Genomic DNA, 18,722 nt, shown 5'->3' on the forward strand with positions numbered 1-18,722 from the left:
GCTCGCCGCCGTCGTCGGGGCGGCCGCCGAGGCCTGGGCCCGGAGCGGGGGTCCGCCGAGGTGGGAGAGAATGGGGGCCATGTCTGTCCGCTCCCTGCTCCCGGACCTCGGCACCCCCGCGACCGGGACCCCCGAGGCCGCCGTCCCCCCGTTCGCCCGGGCGGTGCTGTGGGCGCACGGGGACGACGCGTGGCGGGGCGAGGGCGGCTGGACCGTGCTCCTGGACGGCACCGACCGGCTCCGCCGGCTCTCCGCGCTGTGGCAGGCCGCCGTCGCCGGGCGACCGGACCCGAGGGCCCCGCTGCGGGGCTGGATCTCCTCGACCTTCTCCGATGACTCGCCCGAGCCCGCGGTCCTGCGCATCCCCGCGGATCTGCGCCGCGCCACGCCGTCCGGCGTGCGGGACGTGGCCCAGCACGTGGACGCGAACGCGCTCGCAGCCGCCGTCGCCGCGGACCGCGGAGCCCGGCTGCTGGCCGACGGTGCGGTGGCCCTGCCCGCCGGCGTCGCCGACCGTGCCTGGGACGACGCCGGCTACGCGGCCGGGGTGCGCGAGCTGCTGACGCGGATGGCCGACTCGGGCGGGGAGCTGGCGAAGGTCGTGATCAGCCGCACGATGACCGTCCCCGCGGACGACGCCGACCTGTGGCGGGCGATCGGGGAGCTGCGCCGCGAGTACCCGCAGACCTGGGTGTTCGCCGTCGGCGGGCTGCTGGGCGCCACGCCCGAGGTCCTCGCCACGCGGCACGCGGGGCTCGTGGGCTCGCGGGTGCTGGCGGGGTCCATGCCGCGCGGCGCGGACGAGGAGGAGGACGCCGCGCTGCGGGAGCGGCTGGCCTCTGATCCGCGGCTGGCGGAGGAGCATCGCTGGGCCGCGCGGTCGGTGCTGGACGCGCTGGCGCCCGTCGTCGACCTCGCCGATGACAACCCCGCGCCCACCGTCCTGACCCTGCCGAACGTGCACCACCTGGCCACGTCCGTGCGCGGCCGGCTGCGGGATGGGCGGGGGACCGTGCTGGACGTGGTGGCCGCGCTGCATCCGACGGCGGCCGTCGGCGGGACCCCCACGCCGGACGCGGTGCGGGTGATCGCGGAGGTCGAGCCCGTGGACCGCGGCCGCTACGCCGGGCCGGTCGGGTGGCTGGATCAGGACGGCGACGGCGAGATCGCCCTGGCACTGCGCTGCGGCCAGCAGGTGCCCGGCGGGGTGCGGCTGCAGGCCGGGGGCGGGATGGTCCCGGGAGCGGTGCCCGAGGAGGAGGTCACGGAGATCCGGGCCAAGTTCCTGCCGATGCGCCGAGCGCTGGGCGTCGCCGAGGACTGAGGCCTCCCGTGCCGCGCCGTGCCGGCCCCGCCACCCGCGCTTTCGTTCGGGAAATGCCGGCGTGTCGCGGTGCTTTCGTTCGGGAAACGGCGCCGCACGCCGGATTCGCGTGGGCGGCGATGGAACGGCGCCCAGGAGCGGAGGTGCCGGATGGCCTCATCAGCAAGGAGCAGTAACGCCGTTTCCCGAACGAAAGCGTCCTGGGGCCCGCCGTTTCCAGAACGAAAGCGTCCTGGGGCCCGCCGTTTCCCGAACGAAAGCGTCTGGGACGCGAGAAGACCCGCCGGCCACGGCCCCTCGCGGGGCGGGCCGACGGGTCTTCGCGTCGGTGTGGGGGATCAGGCGGCGACGGCCATGGCCTCGTGGGCCGGCGTCGTGGCCTGGAGGCGGCGGGTGGCCTCGCGCTCGGCGAGGGCCGGCAGGAAGGTGGTGATGCGGGCGCCGCGCTTGAGGTCGGCGACGACCTCGCGGACGACCGAGCGGACGGTCTCGGCGGTGACGGTGCCCTCGAAGCGGCGGAGGAGGGTCTCCTCGACGCGCTGGAGCACGTGGCGCTGCATGAGGGGGCTCGGGGCGGTGGGCAGGTGGTGGCTGGTCGTGTTGATGCTCACGGTGAGCACCTCCTTCGGTTGCCGGACCACGAGTCCGGCGGATCGTCGCGGCGGGGCCGCGGGTGATGAGTTCGGTGGAGTCCCGACCTCGCGTTCCGTAAACGCTAGGTGAACTGCTTGTGAACAAGTTTACAGATTTCCTCCCAGAGTGCAACTCCGTGTTCACCAACGTGACCTGAGGCACTCCGCCACACATGCCTGGATGGCGCAAAATCAGCGCAATCATGCGGTTTTCGGATCGAGGTGCCACGAGCGGCAGGCGAACAGCAAGATGAACAGAAGGTGAACGGCACCGTTCATCTTGGCTCCCTGCCCCTCCGCCCGGTCCGGTGCGAGGCTGGGACCATGCGCCCCGACCGCCACTCCGCCCCGACCTCCGCGGCCGCCCTCGCCCGCGAGGCCGTGATCCTCGCCGGCGCCGGTGCGGCGATCCTGCTCCAGGTGGCGCACCGGCCGGTGGGGGCCGGCGTCGCCGTCCACTCCCGGTTCACCGAGGACCCGATGCGCCGGCTCCGCCACACGCTCGCCTACATCTACGCGGTCACCCTCCCCGAGGCCGCGCCGTTGCGCGACGCGGTCGTCGACCGGGTGCGGGCGGCGCACCGCCCGGTCCGCGGGGTCGACGCCGGAGGCCAGCCCTACGGCGCCGCCGACCCGGACGCCCAGCTCTGGGTGGCCGCCACCCTCTACGCGATGGGGGAGCAGGTGCGCCGCCGGATGTGGGGCGCCCTCGACGCCGAGGACGCCGACCGCCTCTACCGCGGGTACGCTCCGCTCGCCACGAGCCTCAAGGTCCCCGCCTCCGCCTGGCCGGTCGACCGCGCGGCGTTCGCGGACTACTGGGACAACCGGGTGGCCCGGCTCGAGGTCACGGACGACGCGCGGCGGGTCGCCGCCGACCTGTTCTCCGGCCAGGGCGTCCCCGCGCCGCTGCGAGCCGCCCTGCCCCTGGCCCGGTTCGTCACCGCCGGTCTCCTCCCGGGGCGCGTGCGCGCCGGCCTCGGCTGGTCCTGGAGCGGGCGGGACTCCGTCCGGGAGGCACGCCTCTGGGGGCTGGCGCGCACCGTGTACCGGCCGCTGCCGGCGACGGTGCGCGGCGTCGTCGTCCGCTGGGTCCTGCGGGGGCTGCCCCGGACGCGAAAGCCGCGCGGCGCCGTCGACGTGGAGGCGACCCGCCGCGAAGTCCGCCCCGTCTGGGAGAATGGTGCCGATGTCTGACTACCAGCCCCGCCGCCCCGGATCGAAGCCCACCCCGAACCGCCAGAGGGACCGCGCGGGCAAGCCGGCCCTCGGCCGCCCCGAGCGCGGCCTGATCGACGAGTCCGAGGCGCGCCAGCTCGCCGAGGACCGAGAGCGCATGCGCCGCGCCGGCGTCGGCCACCAGCTCTCCGCGCCCAAGCGCCGCGAGGCCGCCACCGCCGAGCGCCCCCAGGTGATGCCGAAGACCGAGGGCTGGACCCAGCCGATGGGCCCGGACGGCCGACCGCAGCTGCAGTTCAAGCAGCCGCGCGTCTCCCAGCCGCCCACGCACCTGGCCGACCTCACGCTGAAGGAGCGGCAGGAGAAGGCCAAGGAGATCGGGCTGCCGGCGTTCCGCGCCAAGCAGCTCTCGGTGCACTACTTCGAGCACTACACCACCGATCCGGAGCAGATGACGGACCTGCCCAAGGACAAGCGGGAGGCGATCGCGGAGGCGTTCTTCCCGCCGCTGCTCACCGAGGTCCGGCGCATGGAGACCGACCGCGGGGACACCGTCAAGTTCCTGTGGCGGCTGTTCGACGGCGCGCTCGTGGAGTCCGTGCTCATGCGGTACCCCGGCCGCGTGACGCTGTGCGTGTCCAGCCAGGCCGGCTGCGGGATGAACTGCCCGTTCTGCGCCACGGGCCAGGCCGGGCTGACCCGCAACATGTCCACGGCGGAGATCGTGGAGCAGATCGTGCTGGCCAACCAGGTGATCGCCCAGGGCGGACTGGGCGGCAAGCGCAAGGACGGCGGGCACGACGCCGACCGCGTCACCAACGTCGTGTTCATGGGCATGGGTGAGCCCCTGGCTAACTACAAGCGCGTGATGGCCGCCGTGCACCGCATGGTGGACCCCTCGCCCGAGGGCCTGGGCATGTCCGCGCGGAACATCACGCTGTCCACTGTGGGCCTGGTGCCGGCCATCCGGAAGCTGGCCGAGGAGGGGGTGCCGCTGACGTTCGCCCTGTCCCTGCACGCGCCGGACGACGAGCTGCGCGACGAGCTGATCCCCGTGAACTCGCGCTGGAAGGCGGACGAGGCGATCGACGCCGCGTACGACTACTTCGTGGCCACCGGGCGCCGGGTGTCCATCGAGTACGCGCTCATCAAGGACATGAACGACCACGCGTGGCGCGCCGACCTGCTGGCCAAGAAGCTCAACGCCCGGGGCAAGGGCTGGGTGCACGTGAACCCGATCCCGCTGAACCCGACGCCGGGCTCCATCTGGACCGCCTCGGAGAAGGACGTGACGCGCGAGTTCGTGGACCGGCTCAACGCCGCCGGCATCCCCACCACCCTGCGTGACACCCGTGGCAAGGAGATCGACGGCGCGTGCGGCCAGCTGGCGGCCGAGGACGTGGACTGACGTCCCGAGGCCCCGCGCGCGGCGCTCACCGGCCCCGCGGATGAGCCGCGAGGCCGGCGTCGGGAGGCGCCGTCAGAAGCGGACGGTCTCGCTGTCGCCCGGGTGGGCCTCGCCGCCGGTGACCTTGGCCTTCACCAGCTCGACGGCGGTGGCCACCGCGCCCGGGGACTCCCAGAACTGGGCGGTCTGCACATCCACGCGCACGAGCACGATCTGCGGATCCTCGGGGCTCGAGCCCTCACCGAAGAACGCCTCGGTGGCCGGGTTCCAGAACTCCTTCTTGCGCGCGTCGTCGCGGACGAGCTGACCGTGGCCCGCGAGGGAAGCCCAGAAGTCCTTGTCCTGCACGGCGACGTTGACCGGGCGCTGCGGAGCGTCCGCGGCGACGTCGGAGGTGGCGCGCGTGAGGAACCAGAGCGTGCCACCGTCCTCGGCCTGCTGCAGGCCCATCGGGCGGGTGACGAGCGTGCCGTCCTGCTCAGCGGTGGTCAGCATGCAGACGTTCACCTTCGCGAGCTTCTCGAGCAGACGGGCGCGGGGATCCTGGGTGCCCATAGCGTGACTCCTTCGTCGTCGGGTGCCGGCGCCCTGATGCGGCCACCGGCTCGTAGCACCGACCCTAGACACGGCCAGGCGGGCCCTGACCAGCGCTCAGCGGCGCACAGTCGTGGCGAGCCAGTCGACGGCGAGGGCGTAGCCCTGGACGCCCGCCCCGGCGATCACGACGTCGGCGACGGCGGAGACGTGCGAGTGGTGCCGGAACGCCTCGCGCCGGTGGACGTTGGAGATGTGCACCTCGGCGATCGGCCGGTCGACGGCGGCGAGGGCGTCCCGGATGGCGATGGAGGTGTGCGAGTACGCGGCGGGGTTGATGAGGACGCCCGCGTGGGAGGTGCGGGCCTCCTGGATCCAGTCGATGAGCTCGCCCTCGTGGTTGGACTGTCGGAAGTCCACGGTCAGCCCGTGCTCGGCCGCGCGGGCCTCGGTGAGCGCACGGACGTCGTCGAGGGTGGCCGTGCCGTAGACCTCGGGCTCGCGGGTGCCCAGCAGGTTCAGGTTGGGGCCGTTGAGCACGAGCAGGGGCAGGATGGGGGCGCCGGTCATGGGGCCAGTCTAGGTGTTGTGGGTCATGAGGTTCTTGCCACGGGGTACGGGCTGAGATGAGACGAGCGGGCCTCTCCGGGCGTGTCAGATGGTCTGTGTAAGCCGTACCGAGAGGAACGGTAAGAATCATGACCATGATCGACGAGAAGAACCCAGGCGAGCCCTCGGGCCAGGACCTGGTCGAGCAGCTGAAAGCCTCAGGGCAGCTTGATTCCCTATTCGCGCAGATCGACGCGGGCGGCGTCGAGCTCACCGGTGACGGCGGGTTCGTGCCCGCGCTGGTCAAGGCCGCGCTCGAGCGGGGCCTGCAGGCCGAGCTGACCAGCCATCTGGGCTACGAGAAGGGCTCGAGCGAGGCGCCGAAGCACGCCAACTCCCGCAACGGGACCACCCCGAAGACCGTGGAGTCCGAGGTCGGGCCGATCGAGCTGGACGTCCCGCGAGACCGGGGCGGGTCGTTCACCCCGCGCCTGGTGCCCAAGGGCCAGCGGCGCCTCGGGGGCCTGGATGACATGATCATCAGCCTCTATGCCGGCGGAATGACGATCCGGGACATCCAGCACCACCTGGCCTCCACGATCGGCACGGACCTGTCGCACGAGACGATCTCCAACATCACCGACGCCGTGAGCGAAGAGGTCCTGGCGTGGCAGTCGCGGCCGCTGGAGGAGTTCTATCCGGTGATCTATCTCGACGCAATCCGGATCAAGATCCGAGAGAACAGCCAGGTCCTCAACCGTGCCGCCTACATCGCCGTCGGCGTGGACCTCGAGGGCATCAAGCACGTGCTGGGGATCTGGGTCCAGGACACCGAGGGCTCGGCGTTCTGGGCCCACGTCTGCGCCGATCTCGCCAACCGGGGCGTGCAGGACGTGCTGATCGTGTGCTGCGACGGGCTCAAGGGCCTGCCGGAGGCGATCGAGGCGACGTGGCCGGACTCGATGGTCCAGACCTGCGTGGTTCACCTGATCCGGGCCGCGATGCGGTTCGTGGCCTACCAGGACCGCAAGAAGGTCGCCGCCGCGCTGAAGCCGATCTACACCGCCCCCAACGAAGAGACCGCGAGGAAGGCGCTGGCCGAGTTCGAGGCCTCCGAGCTCGGCACGAAGTACCCGTCTGCAGCCGCGACCTGGGCGAACTCCTGGGAGCGGTTCATCCCGTTCCTGCAGTTCCCACCCATGCTCCGCAAGGTCATCTACACGACCAACAGCATCGAGTCGCTGAACTTCCAGCTACGGAAGGTGACCAAGAACCGCGGCCACTTCCCCTCGACCGAGGCGGCGGTGAAGCTGCTCTGGCTGGCGATCTGCAACATCGAAGACAAACGCGCCGCCGAACGCGCTCGGGACCGGGGCAAACCCGCCGGCCAGCGCAAAGCCCAGGGCCGGCTCGTCGAAGGTCAGGCCGTCACGAACTGGAAGCAGGCCCTCGCCCAGCTCGCCGCGGCCTACCCCGACCGGATCAACCCCTACCTGTGACCACCCCGCTTACACAGACAAGTTGACACGCCCCCCACTCATGACTCACGCTAATGCACCCCTGACTCCCACCGGCCGTCTCAGGATGGTCCACCGCCACCTGCACGACGGCATCCCGCAAGCCCATGTCGCCGCCGAGTTCCGGGTGAGCCGGCCCACGGTGGCCACCTGGGTGGCCCGCTACCGCGCCCAGGGAGAAGCCGGCCTTCAGGACCTGCCCAGCCGGCCGCACCGTTCACCTGCCCAGCTCGATCCCGAGGTGGTGGCTCAGATCCAGACCCTGCGTCGCAGGGAGAAGTGGTCGGCCCGCCGGATCCATCACCACCTCGTCTCCGAGGGCCACCGGGTGTGTCTTCGTACCGTGGGACGGTGGCTGCACCGGGCCGGGATCTCCCGCCTACGGGACCTGACCCCGGCCGGAGAAGACCTGCGCCAACGACCCCAGAAGATCACCGCGAGAGGGCCGGGGCACATGGTGCACCTGGATGTGAAGAAGATCGGGAAGATCCCAGACGGGGGCGGCTGGCGCACCCACGGACGTGAAAGTGAAGCAGGCCGTGCTTCCAAGCGCGGGCCTGGCCGGCGGGTCGGCTACACCTACCTGCACTCGGCGATCGACGGGTACACCCGCCTGGCGTACACCGAAGCGTTGGAGGATGAGAAGGCGGTGACCACGATCGGGTTCTTCTGCCGGGCGAGGGCGTTCTTCGCCGCCCACGGCATCACCGTGGACCGGGTGGTCACGGACAACGGGAACAACTACCGGGCCGTGGACTTCACCGCCAAGGTGGTCTCGCTCGGGGGCCGGCATCACCGGATCCGGCCCTACACCCCGCGCCATAACGGGAAGGTGGAGAGGTACAACCGGCTGATGGTCGATGAGGTCCTCTACGCCCGCCCCTACACCTCAGAGCAGGCTCGGCGTGAGGCCCTGGCGCTGTGGGTGAACCACTACAACTACCATCGGCCTCATACCTCCTGCGGGGACGCCCCTCCGGCCTCGTTGGCCCCGGCCCGAGTCAACAACGTCATGCCCTCCTACATCTAGGAAGCGGCGACGACGGCTCCCGTCTCGGCCACGACAGTGCGTGGAAGGCGCCCGTTTCCCGAACGAAAGTGCCGGGACACGCCGCCGTTTCCCGAACGAAAGCGGGGTGGGGCGGAATAGGTGCGGCGGGGTGTCCGTTGTGGTCGGCAGGACGACCGCCGGCGTGAACGCGTCGGCCCCGCTGACGAAAGGACCCACCGTGGCCACCAAGGACCTGACCCTCGAGGAGTTCGGCTCCACCGTCGCCGAGAACGACACCGTGCTCGTGGACTTCTGGGCCGGCTGGTGCGGCCCGTGCCGCCAGTTCGCCCCCGTGTTCGAGGCCGCCTCGGAGAAGCACGAGGACGTCGTGTTCGCCAAGGTCGACACGGAGGACCAGCAGCAGCTGGCGGCGATGGCCGGCATCACCTCCATCCCCACGCTCATGGCCTTCCGCGGCGGCGTGCTCGTGTTCTCCCAGGCCGGCGCCCTGCCGGGCACCGCGCTCGAGCAGCTGCTCGACCAGGTCAAGGGCCTCGACATCGCGGAGGTCCGCCGCCTGGCCGAGGAGCAGCAGGGCCAGCAGGACGACGCCGAGCCGGCGCAGGACGAGGCCGTGCAGTCCACCGCCGCCCACCTCGACGACGTCAACGGCCGCTGACGGCCCGCACGGCGTCGCCGCTCCGCCCGCTCACCGCGGGTCGAACGCCCCCTGCCGCCACTGCTCCACGAGCCACGGGCTGAACGCCCGGGGGACGGCGGCCAGGGCGGCGGCCAGATCGGCCTGCTCCACCCAGCACCACTCCGCGACCTCGTCCCGCTCCGGGGCGGGGTCGCCGTGCATCCGGGCCCGGAACACCGGGCAGATCTCGTGCTCCTCCATGCCGGAGGCGTCTGCGGCCCGGTAGCGGAAGTCGGGGAGCACCTCGACGACGTCGGACACCTCCACGCCCAGCTCCTGCGGGGCGCGGCGCAGCACGGCCTCCGCGGGGGACTCGCCGGGGCCGGGGTGTCCGCAGAACCCGTTGGTCCACACCCCGGGGAACGCCGCCTTGCCCAGCGCCCGGCGGGTGAGCAGGAACCGGCCGGCCTCGTCGTACACGTGACAGGAGAAGGCCAGGTGCAGGGGCGTGCCGCCGTCCTCGGTGCGGCGGTGGACCGTGGCCTTGGCCTCCGTGCCCACGGCCTCGCCCTCCGGGGACAGCAGGACCACGCGCTCGACGTCGTCGGGGCCTGCGACCGGGACGTCCGAGGCCGCCATCCACGGCCGTGCGACGGGGGAGGGGCGGTCGTGCGGGGAGGGCGTGGCCGGGGTCTGCATGCCTCTCAGTGTGGCAGGCGAGCCGGGCCGCCCACCGGATGTGGGCCACGTCACCTCCGCCCGACCCCGACGGCCGGGCGTGGCTAGAGTGCTGAGGTCGGCGCCACACCCCGGCGCGTCCCACGTCACTCGAGGAGAGCACCCCCATGGCCTTCGCCGCCCTGTCCCGTTCCGCCCGTCTTGCCGGCCTGTCCGCCGCCGCGCTGCTGGCCCTCACCGCGTGCGGCGGTCAGGACTCGTCCGACGCCGACGCGTCCGCCTCGACGACGGCGCCCGCCTCCGCGTCCGCGCAGGGTGCGGAGTCGTCGTCCGCCTCGGCGTCGTCGCTGTCTGCGGCCCCGGCCGACTACGAGGCCTGGCACGTGCTTCACCGCCCCGCTCGGCGCCCGTGACCTGTCCTCCTTCGAGACCATCGACTGCGAGGGCGCCCACACCGCGGAGTACCTCTGGGCCGTGCCGGCCGTGGCCGAGGGTGAGGAGGCCGACCCGGCCGCCGCCCAGACCTGCACCGCCCAGGCCCAGCGCCTGAGCGAGGAGAAGGAGGACCAGCTGAACGGGGCCGTCCTGACCTCCTCCGAGCTGGGCAACTACGGCACCGACGAGAAGCACTGCGTCGTGTACGGGGTCTCCGGTGAGTGGGAGGGTCAGATCGTGGACCCGGAGATCACCCTGGAGACGGCGTCCGCCGACGCCTGATCCCGCCGGCGGCCCCGTGCGTCGTGAGATCGCGCCGCTCGGGACCGCCGCGGATGGACGCGGGACCGGCGCGGCCCGTAGTGTCTTCTGCGTCCAGAAGTTAGACGGTCGAACAGATGCGGCGGTCGGTGCCGCGTCGTGTCCGCCACCGAGGAGGCGCCATGGGTGAAGCGAGGACGGGCGGCGAGGCCGCGCTCTCCGGGGTGACCGCCGAGCTGGACGCCGCGCTCCGACATGCCGCGGCCCAGGCACCCGGATCCGCCGCCTTCGCCGAGCTGCTCGACTCGCTCCACGTCCATGTGGGCGCCGGCAAGCTCATCCGCCCCCGTCTCGTCGAGCTCGGCTGGCGCCTGGCGACCGCCGACCCGGTCCCTCCGTCCGGCCGCGCTGCCGTCGACCGACTCGGGGCCGCCTTCGAACTGCTGCACACCGCGCTGCTCGTCCACGACGACGTCATCGATCGGGACGTGCTGCGGCGCGGCCAACCCGCCGTGCACGCCTCCGCCCGGCACCGCCTCGAGGCCCGCGGGGTGCCCGCCGCGGACGCCGCCCACGCCGGGGTCGCCGTCGCCCTCATCGCGGGGGACGTCCTGCTCACCCAGGCGTTCCGGCTCGCCGCCACCTGTGCCGCCGACACCGCCCGGGCCGCCGAGGCCGCCGCCGTCGTCTTCGACGCCGCCGCCGTGACTGCGGCCGGCGAGCTCGAGGACGTGCTCCTGGGGCTGTCCCGCCACACCGGTGAGGAGCCCGATCCCGACCGCATCCTCGCCATGCAACGGCTCAAGACGGCGCACTACACGGTCGGCGCGCCCCTGCGCGCCGGCGCCCTCCTGGCCGGGGCGGATCCCGACCTCGCCCGGGCGATGGGCGAGGCCGGCGCCGACCTCGGCGCCGCCTACCAGGTGATCGACGACGTCCTCGGCGTGTTCGGCGATCCCGGGGAGACCGGCAAGTCCGCCGACGGCGACCTGCGCGAGGGCAAGGCCACCGTGCTCACCGCCCACGGCCGCCGCATCCCCGCCGTCCGCGCCCTGCTCGACGCGGGCCCGGCCACCCCCGCGGACATCGAGGCCGCCCGCCGCGCCCTCGAGGCGGCCGGTGCCCGGGAGCACGCCCTCGACGTCGCCGCCGAGCTCACCGTCCGCGCCCGCGAGCGCATCGCGGCCCTGCCCCTGGACGAGACGGTCCGGGCGGAGTTCGCCGACGCCTGCCACGCCGTGCTGACCCGGAGGTCCTGAGATGGCCGCGCCCGCCCCGAGCCCTGCCGCGCTGTACACGCGGACGGCCCACGCCGCAGCGGCCCAGGTGATCCGCCGTTACTCCACGTCCTTCTCCTGGGCCTGCCGCACCCTGCCCCGGCAGGCACGCCAGGACGTGGCGACGATCTACGCCATGGTCCGCGTCGCCGACGAGGTGGTCGACGGCGTCGCAGTGGCCGCCGGGCTCGACGACGCCGGGGTCCGCGCCGCCCTGGACGACTACGAGCGGGCGTGTGAGGCCGCGATGGCGTCGGGCTTCGCCACCGACCCGGTCCTGCACGCCTTCGCCGATGTGGCCCGTCGCCACGGCATCACCCCGGAGCTGACCCGTCCCTTCTTCGCCTCCATGCGCGCGGACCTGGGGATCCGCGAGCACGGCGCCGAATCCCTGGACGCCTACATCCACGGCTCGGCCGAGGTGGTGGGACTGATGTGCCTGCAGGTCTTCCTCTCCCTCCCCGGCACGCGGGCCCGGACCCCGGGCCAGCGGCAGGAGCTGCGCGCGCAGGCCTCCCGGCTGGGGGCGGCGTTCCAGAAGGTCAACTTCCTCAGGGACCTGGCCGCGGACCACCACGAGCTGGGCCGCACCTACCTGCCCGGTGCCGCACCGGGCGTGCTCACCGAGGCGCGCAAGGCCGAGCTCGTGGCCGAGGTCCGCGCCGACCTCGACGCCGCCCTTCCCGGCATCCGTGCCCTGGACCCCGGGGCCGGGCGCGCCGTGGCCCTGGCGCACGGACTGTTCGCGGCCCTGGTGGACCGGATCGAGGCGACCCCGGCGGCCGAGCTGGCCCACCGCCGTATCCGGGTGCCGGACCGCCAGAAGGCCCGGATCGCCGCCCGCGTCCTGGCACGGGGCCGCCGGGGAGGCCGCCGATGAGCGCCCGGGACACCGCTCCCGGCCCGCGCACCGTGGTGGTGGGCGGCGGGTTCGCCGGACTGGCCACGGCGGGCCTGCTGGCCCGTGACGGGCACCGGGTGACGCTGCTGGAGCGCGGCGCCGTCCTGGGCGGCCGTGCCGGACGCTGGTCCGAGGCGGGGTTCACCTTCGACACCGGGCCCTCCTGGTACCTGATGCCCGAGGTGATCGACCGCTGGTTCCGCCTCATGGGGACCTCCGCCGCGGAACGGCTGGACCTGCGCCGCCTGGACCCCGGCTACCGGGTGTACTTCGAGGAACACCTCCACGAGCCCCCCGTGGACGTGCGCACCGGCCACGCGGAGGCGCTGTTCGAGTCCCTCGAGCCCGGCGCCGGGCGCCGCCTGCGGGCCTACCTCGACTCCGCGTCCCGGATCTACGGGCTCGCCAAGGACCACTTCCTCTACACGGACTTCCGCCGGCCGGCCGCCCTGGCCCACCCGGACGTCCTGCGCGCCCTGCCGGCCCTCGGGCCCCAGCTGCTGGGGGGCCTGCGCTCCCACGTCGCGGCCCGCTTCCAGGACCCCCGGCTGCGCCAGATCCTGGGCTACCCGGCGGTCTTCCTCGGCACGTCCCCCGACCGTGCCCCCGCCATGTACCACCTGATGTCCCATCTGGACCTCGCCGACGGCGTGCAGTACCCCCTCGGCGGTTTCGCGGCCCTGGTGGACGCCATGGCGGAGGTCGTGCGCGAGGTCGGCGTGGAGATCCGCACCGGGGTCGAGGCGACCGCCGTCGAGGTGGTGGACCGTCCCGCCCCCGCCGGCCGCCTCGGACGCCTGGCCGCCCGCCTGCCCAGGCCGGGAGCAGCCCGCGGGGACGAGGGCCGACGTCGCCGCCCGGGCCGGGTGACCGGCGTCGCCTGGCGGTCCGACGACGGCGCCGCGGGACGCCTCGACGCCGATGTGGTGGTGGCCGCCGCGGACCTGCACCACGTGCAGACCCGTCTGCTGCCTCCCGGCCGGCGCGTCGCGGAGTCCACGTGGGACCGGCGCGACCCCGGTCCCTCCGGCGTGCTCGTGTGCGTGGGGGTGCGCGGATCCCTGCCCCAGCTGGCCCACCACACCCTGCTGTTCACGGCGGACTGGGAGGACAACTTCGGGCGCATCGAGCGGGGGGAGGACCTCGCCGCGGACACGTCGATCTACGTCTCGCGCACCTCCGCCACGGACCCGGGCGTGGCCCCGGAGGGCGACGAGAACCTCTTCATCCTCGTCCCGGCCCCCGCCGAGCCGGGGTGGGGGCGCGGCGGCATCCGGGTCCGTGACGGCCAGAGCTGGCGGGTGGACCGCGCCGGGGACGCCCAGGTGGAGGCCGTGGCGGACCGGGCCCTCGATCAGCTGGCCCGCTGGGCCGGGATCCCCGACCTGGCCGAGCGCATCGTGGTGCGGCGCACCTACGGGCCCGGTGACTTCGCCGCGGACGTGCACGCCTGGCGGGGTTCGCTGCTGGGCCCCGGGCACACGCTGGCGCAGTCGGCCATGTTCCGCCCCTCGGTGCGGGACGCGGACGTGGCCGGCCTGATGTACGCGGGCTCCTCGGTGCGCCCGGGAATCGGGGTGCCCATGTGCCTGATCTCCGCCGAAGTGGTCCGGGACGAACTGCGCAACGACGCGCGCAGGGCCCGGCCCGCGGGCCCCGGGGGGAGCGGCACATGATCCGCACCCTCTTCTGGGCGTCCCGGCCGGTCAGCTGGGTGAACACGGCCTACCCGTTCGCCGCCGCCGCGATCCTGACCGGGGGGCTGCCCGCGTGGCTGGTGGTCCTGGGCGTCGTGTTCTTCCTGGTGCCCTACAACCTGGCCATGTACGGCATCAATGACGTGTTCGATTTCGCCTCGGACCTGCGCAACCCCCGCAAGGGGGGCGTGGAGGGCTCCGTGCTGGGCGACCCCGCGGTGCGCCGCCGGGTGCTGGCGTGGTCGGTGCTGCTGCCCGTGCCGTTCGTGGCCGTGCTCGCGGGCTGGTCCGCCGTGCGGGGCGAGTGGGCCGCCGTGCTGGTGCTGGCGGTGAGCCTGTTCGCGGTGGTGGCGTACTCCTGGGCGGGGCTGCGGTTCAAGGAGCGGCCCTTCCTGGACGCCGCGACCTCCGCCACCCACTTCGTCTCCCCCGCGGTCTACGGCCTCGTGCTCGCCGGGGCGACCCCCACGCCCGCCCTGGCGGCGCTGCTGGGGGCGTTCTTCCTGTGGGGCATGGCCTCGCAGATGTTCGGGGCGGTGCAGGACGTGGTGCCGGACCGGGAGGGGGGCCTGGCCTCGGTGGCCACCGTGCTGGGCGCTCGGCGCACCGTCCTGCTCGCCGCCGGCCTGTACGCGGCGGCGGGCCTGCTGCTGCTGGCCACCGACCCGCCGGGCCCGCTTGCGGCGCTGCTGGCCGTGCCCTACGTGGTGAACACCCTGCGCTTCCGCCGCGTCACGGACGCCACCTCGGGCGCGGCCCACCGCGGCTGGCAGCTGTTCCTCCCCCTGAACTACGTGACCGGCTTCCTCGTGACCCTGCTGCTGATCGGGTGGGCGCTGACCCGGGGGGCGGCGGCATGATCTACCTGCTGGCCCTGCTGGGTGTCATCGGCTGCATGCTGCTGGTGGACCGGCGCTTCGAGCTGTTCCTGTGGCATCGCCCGCTCCCGGCGCTGCTGGTGCTGGCCGCCGGGGTGGCCTACTTCTTCGCCTGGGACCTGTGGGGGATCGCCGAAGGCGTGTTCCTGCACCGGCAGTCGCCCTACATGACCGGGGTGATGCTCGCCCCCCAGCTGCCCCTGGAGGAGGGGTTCTTCCTGCTCTTCCTCAGCCAGATCACGATGGTGCTGTTCACCGGGGCGCTGCGCCTGCTGCGCGGCCGGCGAGGTGACGCCCGTGCCGCGACGCCGGCCGATCCGACCGACGGGGGCAGCCGGTGACCTTCCTCGACCTCGTCCTCGTCTTCGTGGGCTTCGCCCTGGCCGTGCTCGTGGGCGCCGCCCTCGTCGGCCGCGTGCGGGGCGAGCACCTGCGGGCCGTGGCGGCCACCCTGGTGGCCCTGTGGGCCCTCACGGCGGTCTTCGACAACGTGATGATCGCCGCGGGGCTCTTCGACTACGGCCGTGAGCTGCTGGTGGGTGCCTACGTGGGCCAGGCGCCCGTGGAGGACTTCGCCTACCCGCTCGGCTCCGCCCTGCTGCTGCCGGCGCTCTGGCTGCTGCTGACGAGCCGTGGTCGTGCCGGTCGGCGCGGCCCTCGGCCGGGACGCCGCCCCCACCCGGACGATCGCTGACATGCTGCCGCTGATCCCCGCAGACCTGCTGCGCGCGCTCGGCCTGATCCTCGTCCCGGTCGCGGCGGTGCACGCCGGATGGCCGTCCGCGGCGGCGATGCTGCTCGTGTTCGGCTCCCAGTGGCTCACCCGCTGGCTCGCCCCGGGCGGTGCCCTGGACTGGGCCGCGCAGGCGGTCCTGCTGCTGGCCGGGTGGCTGAGCGTCATCGGCCTCTACCCACGGGTGCCGTGGCTGGACCTGCTCGTGCACGCCGCCGCCTCCGCCGTGGTCGCCTGCCTGACGGCACTGGTGGTGGGGGCATGGCTCCGGCGTCGGGGGACCGAGGCCGGGCAGACCGTGGCGCTGCTCGGCCCGGGCCTGGCCGGGCTGGGGATCGCGGCCGCCGCCGTGGCCCTGGGCGTGGTGTGGGAGCTGGCCGAATGGTGGGGGCACACGGCGGTGACCCCCGAGATCGGTGTGGGCTACACGGACACCATCGGCGACCTCGCCGCCGATCTCGTCGGCGCCGGGATCGGCGCCGCCCTCGCCGTGCGCCGGGAGCGCACCCGGTGACCCCGGCCCGCCCCACGGTCTCCGTGGTCGTCCCGGTGCTCGACGACGCCGAGCACCTGCGCGTGTGCCTCGCCCTGCTGGCCGCCCAGAGCCGGCCGGCGCTGGAGGTGGTGGTGGTGGACAACGGCTGCGTGGACAACTCGGCGGTGCTCGCCCGCGCCGCCGGCGCGCGGGTGGTGCACGAGCCGCGCCGCGGGGTCCCGGCCGCGGCGGCCGCCGGCCTGGACGCCGCGGTCGGGGAGCTGCTGGTGCGCTGCGACGCCGACACGCGGATGCCCGCGGACTGGCTCGAACGGATCGTGGCCCGGTTCGACGCCGACCCCGGGCTCGACGCCCTCACCGGGCCGGGGACCTTCCACGACCAGCCCGGCCTCCGGGGACAGGTGCGGGCGGCGCTCTACACCGGCGCGTACCGCTGGGGGGCGGGCGCCGCGGTGGCGGCCACCCCCGTCTGGGGCTCCAACTGCGCCCTGCGCGCCGAGGCGTGGCAGGCTGTGCGGACCCGCGTCCACCGCGAGCGCGGGGACGTGCACGATGACCTGGACCTGTCCTTCCAGCTGGCCTTGGCCGGCCGCCGGATCCGGTTCGATCCGGACCTGCGGGTGGAGGTCGCCGGGCGCATCTTCCACTCCCTGCGCCAGCGGGTGCGGCAGGGCCGGATGGCGGTCACCACCCTGCAGGTCAACTGGGCCCGGCTGTCCCCCGGGCGGCGGTGGCTGCGCCGGGCGGCCCGGTCACGCCCCCGGCCCCACTGGGGGCGTGGCCCCGACGGTCAGTCCCGCGACTGAGCCCCGCCGGCGCCGCGGGCTCGCCTGTCCAACGGGTTGCGACGCAGGGGCAGCCGGTCCACCAGCGGCCGCAGCAGGCCGCGGGTGCGGGGACGCTCGCCGCCGTCGTGCCGGCGCCTGGCCTCGGCCAGGATGTTCGCGGCCATCTCCGGGAACACCACGGCGTGGAAGGGCAGGATGGCGGTCCAGTAGGCGCGTCCGAGCAGGCCGTCCGGCATGAAGACCGCCCGCTGGCGGTAGACGGAGCCTCCGCCCTCCCGCGGCTCGGTGCTCAGTTGCAGCCAGGCCCGCCCGCCGGCCTTCATCTCCGCCCGCAGGGTCAGCCGCCGCCCCGGCTCCACGTCCTCCACCCGCCACCAGTCCACGGCGTCGCCGCGTCGCAGGTGGTCCGGGTCCCGCCGGCCGCGGGTCAGGCCGGGCCCGCCGGCCAACTTGTCCATCAGCCCGCGGATCTTCCACAGCAGCGGGGTGGAATACCAACCGTTGGCGCCGCCCACCGACTCGATCACCGGCCACACCTCCTGCGCGGGCAGGTCGGACTCGCGCTCGCGCTCGTCCGTGTAGACCGTGGTGCCGGCCCACTCGGGATCCGAGGGCAGGGGGGCGGCCGGGTCCGCGGAGCTCTGGAGGTCCGCGTCGAAGGTGACGTCCAGGGGGCCCTCCTTCTCCCGCTTCAGCGCCAGCCGCACGGCGTCCATGTAGGAGGTCAGCCCGCCCGGCGGGTCCGGGATGAGGTCGCGGACCGAGCGGTCCTCCACGACCGCCTCCTCGGCGAGGGATGCGGCCAGGGGCAGGGCCACCGCGACCGGGATGGGGGTCACCATGCCGATCCAGAAGCCCGCCAGGGTCTTCAAGGGCAACGGGGTGGGGATCACGATGCGCCGGGACAGGCCGGCGGCCTTGGCGTAGTCCACCAGCACGCTCGCGAACGGCTGGGGGTGCCCGTTGCCGATCTGGGCCCGCAGCTGCACGGGCTCCGGGAGGGCGCAGGCCTGCAGGAGGTAGTACAGGACGTCGCGGATGGCCAGCGGCTCCACCCGGTTCCTCAGCCAGGACGGGCCGGGCATCACGGGCAGCCGCTCGGCGAGGTGGCGGATCATCTCGAACGAGGTGGAGCCCGAGCCGATGATCACCCCGGCCTCGAACGTCAGTGCCGGGGTCGCCGCCCGCTCGAGACGCTCGGCCACGAGGGCGCGGGAGCGCATGTGGTCGGACAGCTCCGCGACGGGGACCGTGTCCGGGTGCAGGCCGGAGAGATAGACGAGCTGGGCCACGCCGGCCGTGTCCGCGGCGGTGCCCACGATGTCCGCGATCCGCTGCTCCTGGGCCACGAAGTCGCCGCCCCCGCCCATGGAGTGCACGAGGTAGAGCACGGTGTGCACGTCCTGCATGGCGGCTTCGACGAGGTCCGCCTCGGTGAGGTCGAGCTCCACCGCCTCGATGCTGTCCGACCACGGTCGGTCCGCGAGGTCGGAGGGGTTCCGGCGCCGGCCCGGACGTCGAAGCCGGCGGCGAGCAGCTCGGGGATGAGGCGCCCGCCCACGTAACCGGTGGCACCGGTGACGAGGACGCGACGGCCCCGGCCGTCCGGCAGGGACAGGCCGAGGGGGGAGGTGTGGGACGCCGGCGTGGCACCGGCGGGGACGGGGGAGGGCTGTGTGGACGCCATGGGCGCACTCTAGGGTCCGGGGCGGGTCGGGCTGAAGGTCTCAGGTGTGCGGACCCGGGGCCCGTGAGTGGGCACGCCGCCGGACCTGCGTCGGTCGGAGCGGGCCCGGCACGGCCG

20 protein-coding genes and 1 pseudogene are annotated in these 18,722 nt (G+C 73.9%); 16 read left to right on the forward strand and 5 right to left on the reverse strand.

The features are described from left to right. Positions 1 to 79: 79 nt before the first annotated feature. Positions 80 to 1,324 (forward strand): isochorismate synthase, encoded by a 1,245-nt coding sequence (locus tag SOY78_RS01950; protein WP_324701695.1) that lies wholly within the window; start codon positions 80 to 82, stop codon positions 1,322 to 1,324. 338 nt (positions 1,325 to 1,662) lie between these two features. Here SOY78_RS01950 and SOY78_RS01955 read toward each other — a convergent pair whose 3' ends face one another. Beyond that, the gene (locus SOY78_RS01955) at positions 1,663 to 1,935 is read right to left on the reverse strand and encodes a three-helix bundle dimerization domain-containing protein (protein WP_223247481.1); all 273 of its coding nucleotides are present in this window, start codon (positions 1,933 to 1,935) and stop codon (positions 1,663 to 1,665) included. Between the two features lie 345 nt (positions 1,936 to 2,280). On the opposite strand from SOY78_RS01955, the gene SOY78_RS01960 reads away from it, so the two are divergent. Next, positions 2,281 to 3,153, forward strand: coding sequence for an oxygenase MpaB family protein (locus SOY78_RS01960; protein WP_324701696.1), 873 nt, complete (start codon positions 2,281 to 2,283; stop codon positions 3,151 to 3,153). Beyond that, positions 3,146 to 4,543, forward strand: a complete 1,398-nt coding sequence (rlmN, locus tag SOY78_RS01965; protein ID WP_036384305.1) for a 23S rRNA (adenine(2503)-C(2))-methyltransferase RlmN — start codon at positions 3,146 to 3,148, stop codon at positions 4,541 to 4,543. The genes SOY78_RS01960 and rlmN overlap by 8 nt, the downstream gene beginning before the upstream one ends. Positions 4,544 to 4,615: 72 nt before the next feature. On the opposite strand, the gene SOY78_RS01970 is transcribed toward rlmN, so the two are convergent. Next, positions 4,616 to 5,098 carry a pyridoxamine 5'-phosphate oxidase family protein gene (locus SOY78_RS01970; RefSeq protein ID WP_036384307.1) on the reverse strand — a complete coding sequence of 161 codons (483 nt, stop codon included), beginning with the start codon at positions 5,096 to 5,098 and terminating at the stop codon, positions 4,616 to 4,618. A gap of 96 nt (positions 5,099 to 5,194) precedes the next feature. Continuing rightward, positions 5,195 to 5,647: a type II 3-dehydroquinate dehydratase gene (aroQ, locus tag SOY78_RS01975; protein WP_036384308.1), complete on the reverse strand. Its 453-nt coding sequence runs from the start codon at positions 5,645 to 5,647 to the stop codon at positions 5,195 to 5,197. 134 nt (positions 5,648 to 5,781) lie between these two features. Between aroQ and SOY78_RS01980 the strand changes: the two genes are divergently transcribed. From SOY78_RS01980 to trxA, 3 genes are all read left to right on the forward strand, one after another. Further along, positions 5,782 to 7,125: an IS256-like element ISMlu11 family transposase gene (locus SOY78_RS01980; protein ID WP_042752856.1), complete on the forward strand. Its 1,344-nt coding sequence runs from the start codon at positions 5,782 to 5,784 to the stop codon at positions 7,123 to 7,125. A 40-nt stretch (positions 7,126 to 7,165) separates the two neighbouring features. Next, positions 7,166 to 8,173, forward strand: a complete 1,008-nt coding sequence (locus SOY78_RS01985) for an IS481 family transposase (RefSeq protein WP_324701697.1) — start codon at positions 7,166 to 7,168, stop codon at positions 8,171 to 8,173. 199 nt (positions 8,174 to 8,372) lie between these two features. Then, the gene (gene trxA / locus SOY78_RS01990) at positions 8,373 to 8,813 is read left to right on the forward strand and encodes a thioredoxin (protein ID WP_095695070.1); all 441 of its coding nucleotides are present in this window, start codon (positions 8,373 to 8,375) and stop codon (positions 8,811 to 8,813) included. Positions 8,814 to 8,843: 30 nt separating this feature from the next. Here the strand turns inward: trxA and idi are convergent, their stop codons facing one another. Next, positions 8,844 to 9,473 carry an isopentenyl-diphosphate Delta-isomerase gene (idi, locus tag SOY78_RS01995; protein ID WP_324701698.1) on the reverse strand — a complete coding sequence of 210 codons (630 nt, stop codon included), beginning with the start codon at positions 9,471 to 9,473 and terminating at the stop codon, positions 8,844 to 8,846. Positions 9,474 to 9,619: 146 nt separating this feature from the next. Between idi and SOY78_RS02000 the strand changes: the two genes are divergently transcribed. The 10 genes from SOY78_RS02000 (at position 9,620) to crtX (ending at position 16,936) form a co-directional block, all read left to right on the forward strand. Next, positions 9,620 to 9,865: a hypothetical protein gene (locus SOY78_RS02000; RefSeq protein WP_324701699.1), complete on the forward strand. Its 246-nt coding sequence runs from the start codon at positions 9,620 to 9,622 to the stop codon at positions 9,863 to 9,865. Between the two features lie 70 nt (positions 9,866 to 9,935). Continuing rightward, positions 9,936 to 10,169, forward strand: a complete 234-nt coding sequence (locus SOY78_RS02005) for a hypothetical protein (RefSeq protein WP_324701700.1) — start codon at positions 9,936 to 9,938, stop codon at positions 10,167 to 10,169. Between the two features lie 161 nt (positions 10,170 to 10,330). Beyond that, positions 10,331 to 11,407 carry a polyprenyl synthetase family protein gene (locus SOY78_RS02010; protein WP_010079993.1) on the forward strand — a complete coding sequence of 359 codons (1,077 nt, stop codon included), beginning with the start codon at positions 10,331 to 10,333 and terminating at the stop codon, positions 11,405 to 11,407. A gap of 1 nt (position 11,408) precedes the next feature. After that, on the forward strand, positions 11,409 to 12,305 hold the full coding sequence (locus tag SOY78_RS02015) for a phytoene/squalene synthase family protein (protein ID WP_324701701.1): 897 nt from the start codon (positions 11,409 to 11,411) through the stop codon (positions 12,303 to 12,305). Beyond that, positions 12,302 to 14,002 (forward strand): phytoene desaturase family protein, encoded by a 1,701-nt coding sequence (gene crtI / locus SOY78_RS02020; protein WP_036384342.1) that lies wholly within the window; start codon positions 12,302 to 12,304, stop codon positions 14,000 to 14,002. Before SOY78_RS02015 ends, crtI begins: the two co-directional genes overlap by 4 nt. Beyond that, entirely contained in the window at positions 13,999 to 14,883 is an 885-nt protein-coding gene (locus SOY78_RS02025) for a prenyltransferase (RefSeq protein WP_036384345.1), read from the forward strand. Before crtI ends, SOY78_RS02025 begins: the two co-directional genes overlap by 4 nt. Next, positions 14,853 to 15,242, forward strand: coding sequence for a C50 carotenoid gamma-cyclase subunit alpha CrtYg (gene crtYg, locus SOY78_RS02030; protein ID WP_036314902.1), 390 nt, complete (start codon positions 14,853 to 14,855; stop codon positions 15,240 to 15,242). The genes SOY78_RS02025 and crtYg overlap by 31 nt, the downstream gene beginning before the upstream one ends. Continuing rightward, positions 15,239 to 15,595, forward strand: coding sequence for a C50 carotenoid gamma-cyclase subunit beta CrtYh (gene crtYh, locus SOY78_RS02035; protein ID WP_036384348.1), 357 nt, complete (start codon positions 15,239 to 15,241; stop codon positions 15,593 to 15,595). The genes crtYg and crtYh overlap by 4 nt, the downstream gene beginning before the upstream one ends. Position 15,596: 1 nt before the next feature. Further along, positions 15,597 to 16,148 (forward strand): hypothetical protein, encoded by a 552-nt coding sequence (locus SOY78_RS02040; RefSeq protein WP_180949560.1) that lies wholly within the window; start codon positions 15,597 to 15,599, stop codon positions 16,146 to 16,148. Then, entirely contained in the window at positions 16,145 to 16,936 is a 792-nt protein-coding gene (crtX, locus tag SOY78_RS02045) for a C50 carotenoid glucosyltransferase CrtX (protein ID WP_324701702.1), read from the forward strand. Before SOY78_RS02040 ends, crtX begins: the two co-directional genes overlap by 4 nt. Here the strand turns inward: crtX and SOY78_RS02050 are convergent. Then, positions 16,921 to 18,605: pseudogene (locus tag SOY78_RS02050) on the reverse strand (SDR family oxidoreductase). The gene crtX and the pseudogene SOY78_RS02050 overlap by 16 nt on opposite strands. Positions 18,606 to 18,722: the final 117 nt, after the last annotated feature.

The organism is Micrococcus sp. HOU01 (assembly GCF_035609305.1).
Lineage (GTDB): Bacteria > Actinomycetota > Actinomycetes > Actinomycetales > Micrococcaceae > Micrococcus > Micrococcus luteus.

Bases quoted from the DNA above. Each gene is read 5' to 3' on its own strand.
- rlmN (WP_036384305.1), top strand. From the start codon at position 3,146: ATGTCTGACTACCAGCCCCGCCGCCCCGGATCGAAGCCCACCCCGAAC.
- SOY78_RS01950 (WP_324701695.1), top strand. From the start codon at position 80: ATGTCTGTCCGCTCCCTGCTCCCGGACCTCGGCACCCCCGCGACCGGG.
- SOY78_RS01960 (WP_324701696.1), top strand. From the start codon at position 2,281: ATGCGCCCCGACCGCCACTCCGCCCCGACCTCCGCGGCCGCCCTCGCC.
- aroQ (WP_036384308.1), bottom strand. From the start codon at position 5,647: ATGACCGGCGCCCCCATCCTGCCCCTGCTCGTGCTCAACGGCCCCAAC.
- SOY78_RS02015 (WP_324701701.1), top strand. From the start codon at position 11,409: ATGGCCGCGCCCGCCCCGAGCCCTGCCGCGCTGTACACGCGGACGGCC.
- SOY78_RS02010 (WP_010079993.1), top strand. From the start codon at position 10,331: ATGGGTGAAGCGAGGACGGGCGGCGAGGCCGCGCTCTCCGGGGTGACC.
- SOY78_RS02025 (WP_036384345.1), top strand. From the start codon at position 13,999: ATGATCCGCACCCTCTTCTGGGCGTCCCGGCCGGTCAGCTGGGTGAAC.
- SOY78_RS01970 (WP_036384307.1), bottom strand. From the start codon at position 5,098: ATGGGCACCCAGGATCCCCGCGCCCGTCTGCTCGAGAAGCTCGCGAAG.
- SOY78_RS02000 (WP_324701699.1), top strand. From the start codon at position 9,620: ATGGCCTTCGCCGCCCTGTCCCGTTCCGCCCGTCTTGCCGGCCTGTCC.
- SOY78_RS01980 (WP_042752856.1), top strand. From the start codon at position 5,782: ATGATCGACGAGAAGAACCCAGGCGAGCCCTCGGGCCAGGACCTGGTC.
- SOY78_RS01985 (WP_324701697.1), top strand. From the start codon at position 7,166: ATGACTCACGCTAATGCACCCCTGACTCCCACCGGCCGTCTCAGGATG.
- idi (WP_324701698.1), bottom strand. From the start codon at position 9,473: ATGCAGACCCCGGCCACGCCCTCCCCGCACGACCGCCCCTCCCCCGTC.
- SOY78_RS02040 (WP_180949560.1), top strand. From the start codon at position 15,597: ATGCTGCCGCTGATCCCCGCAGACCTGCTGCGCGCGCTCGGCCTGATC.
- crtI (WP_036384342.1), top strand. From the start codon at position 12,302: ATGAGCGCCCGGGACACCGCTCCCGGCCCGCGCACCGTGGTGGTGGGC.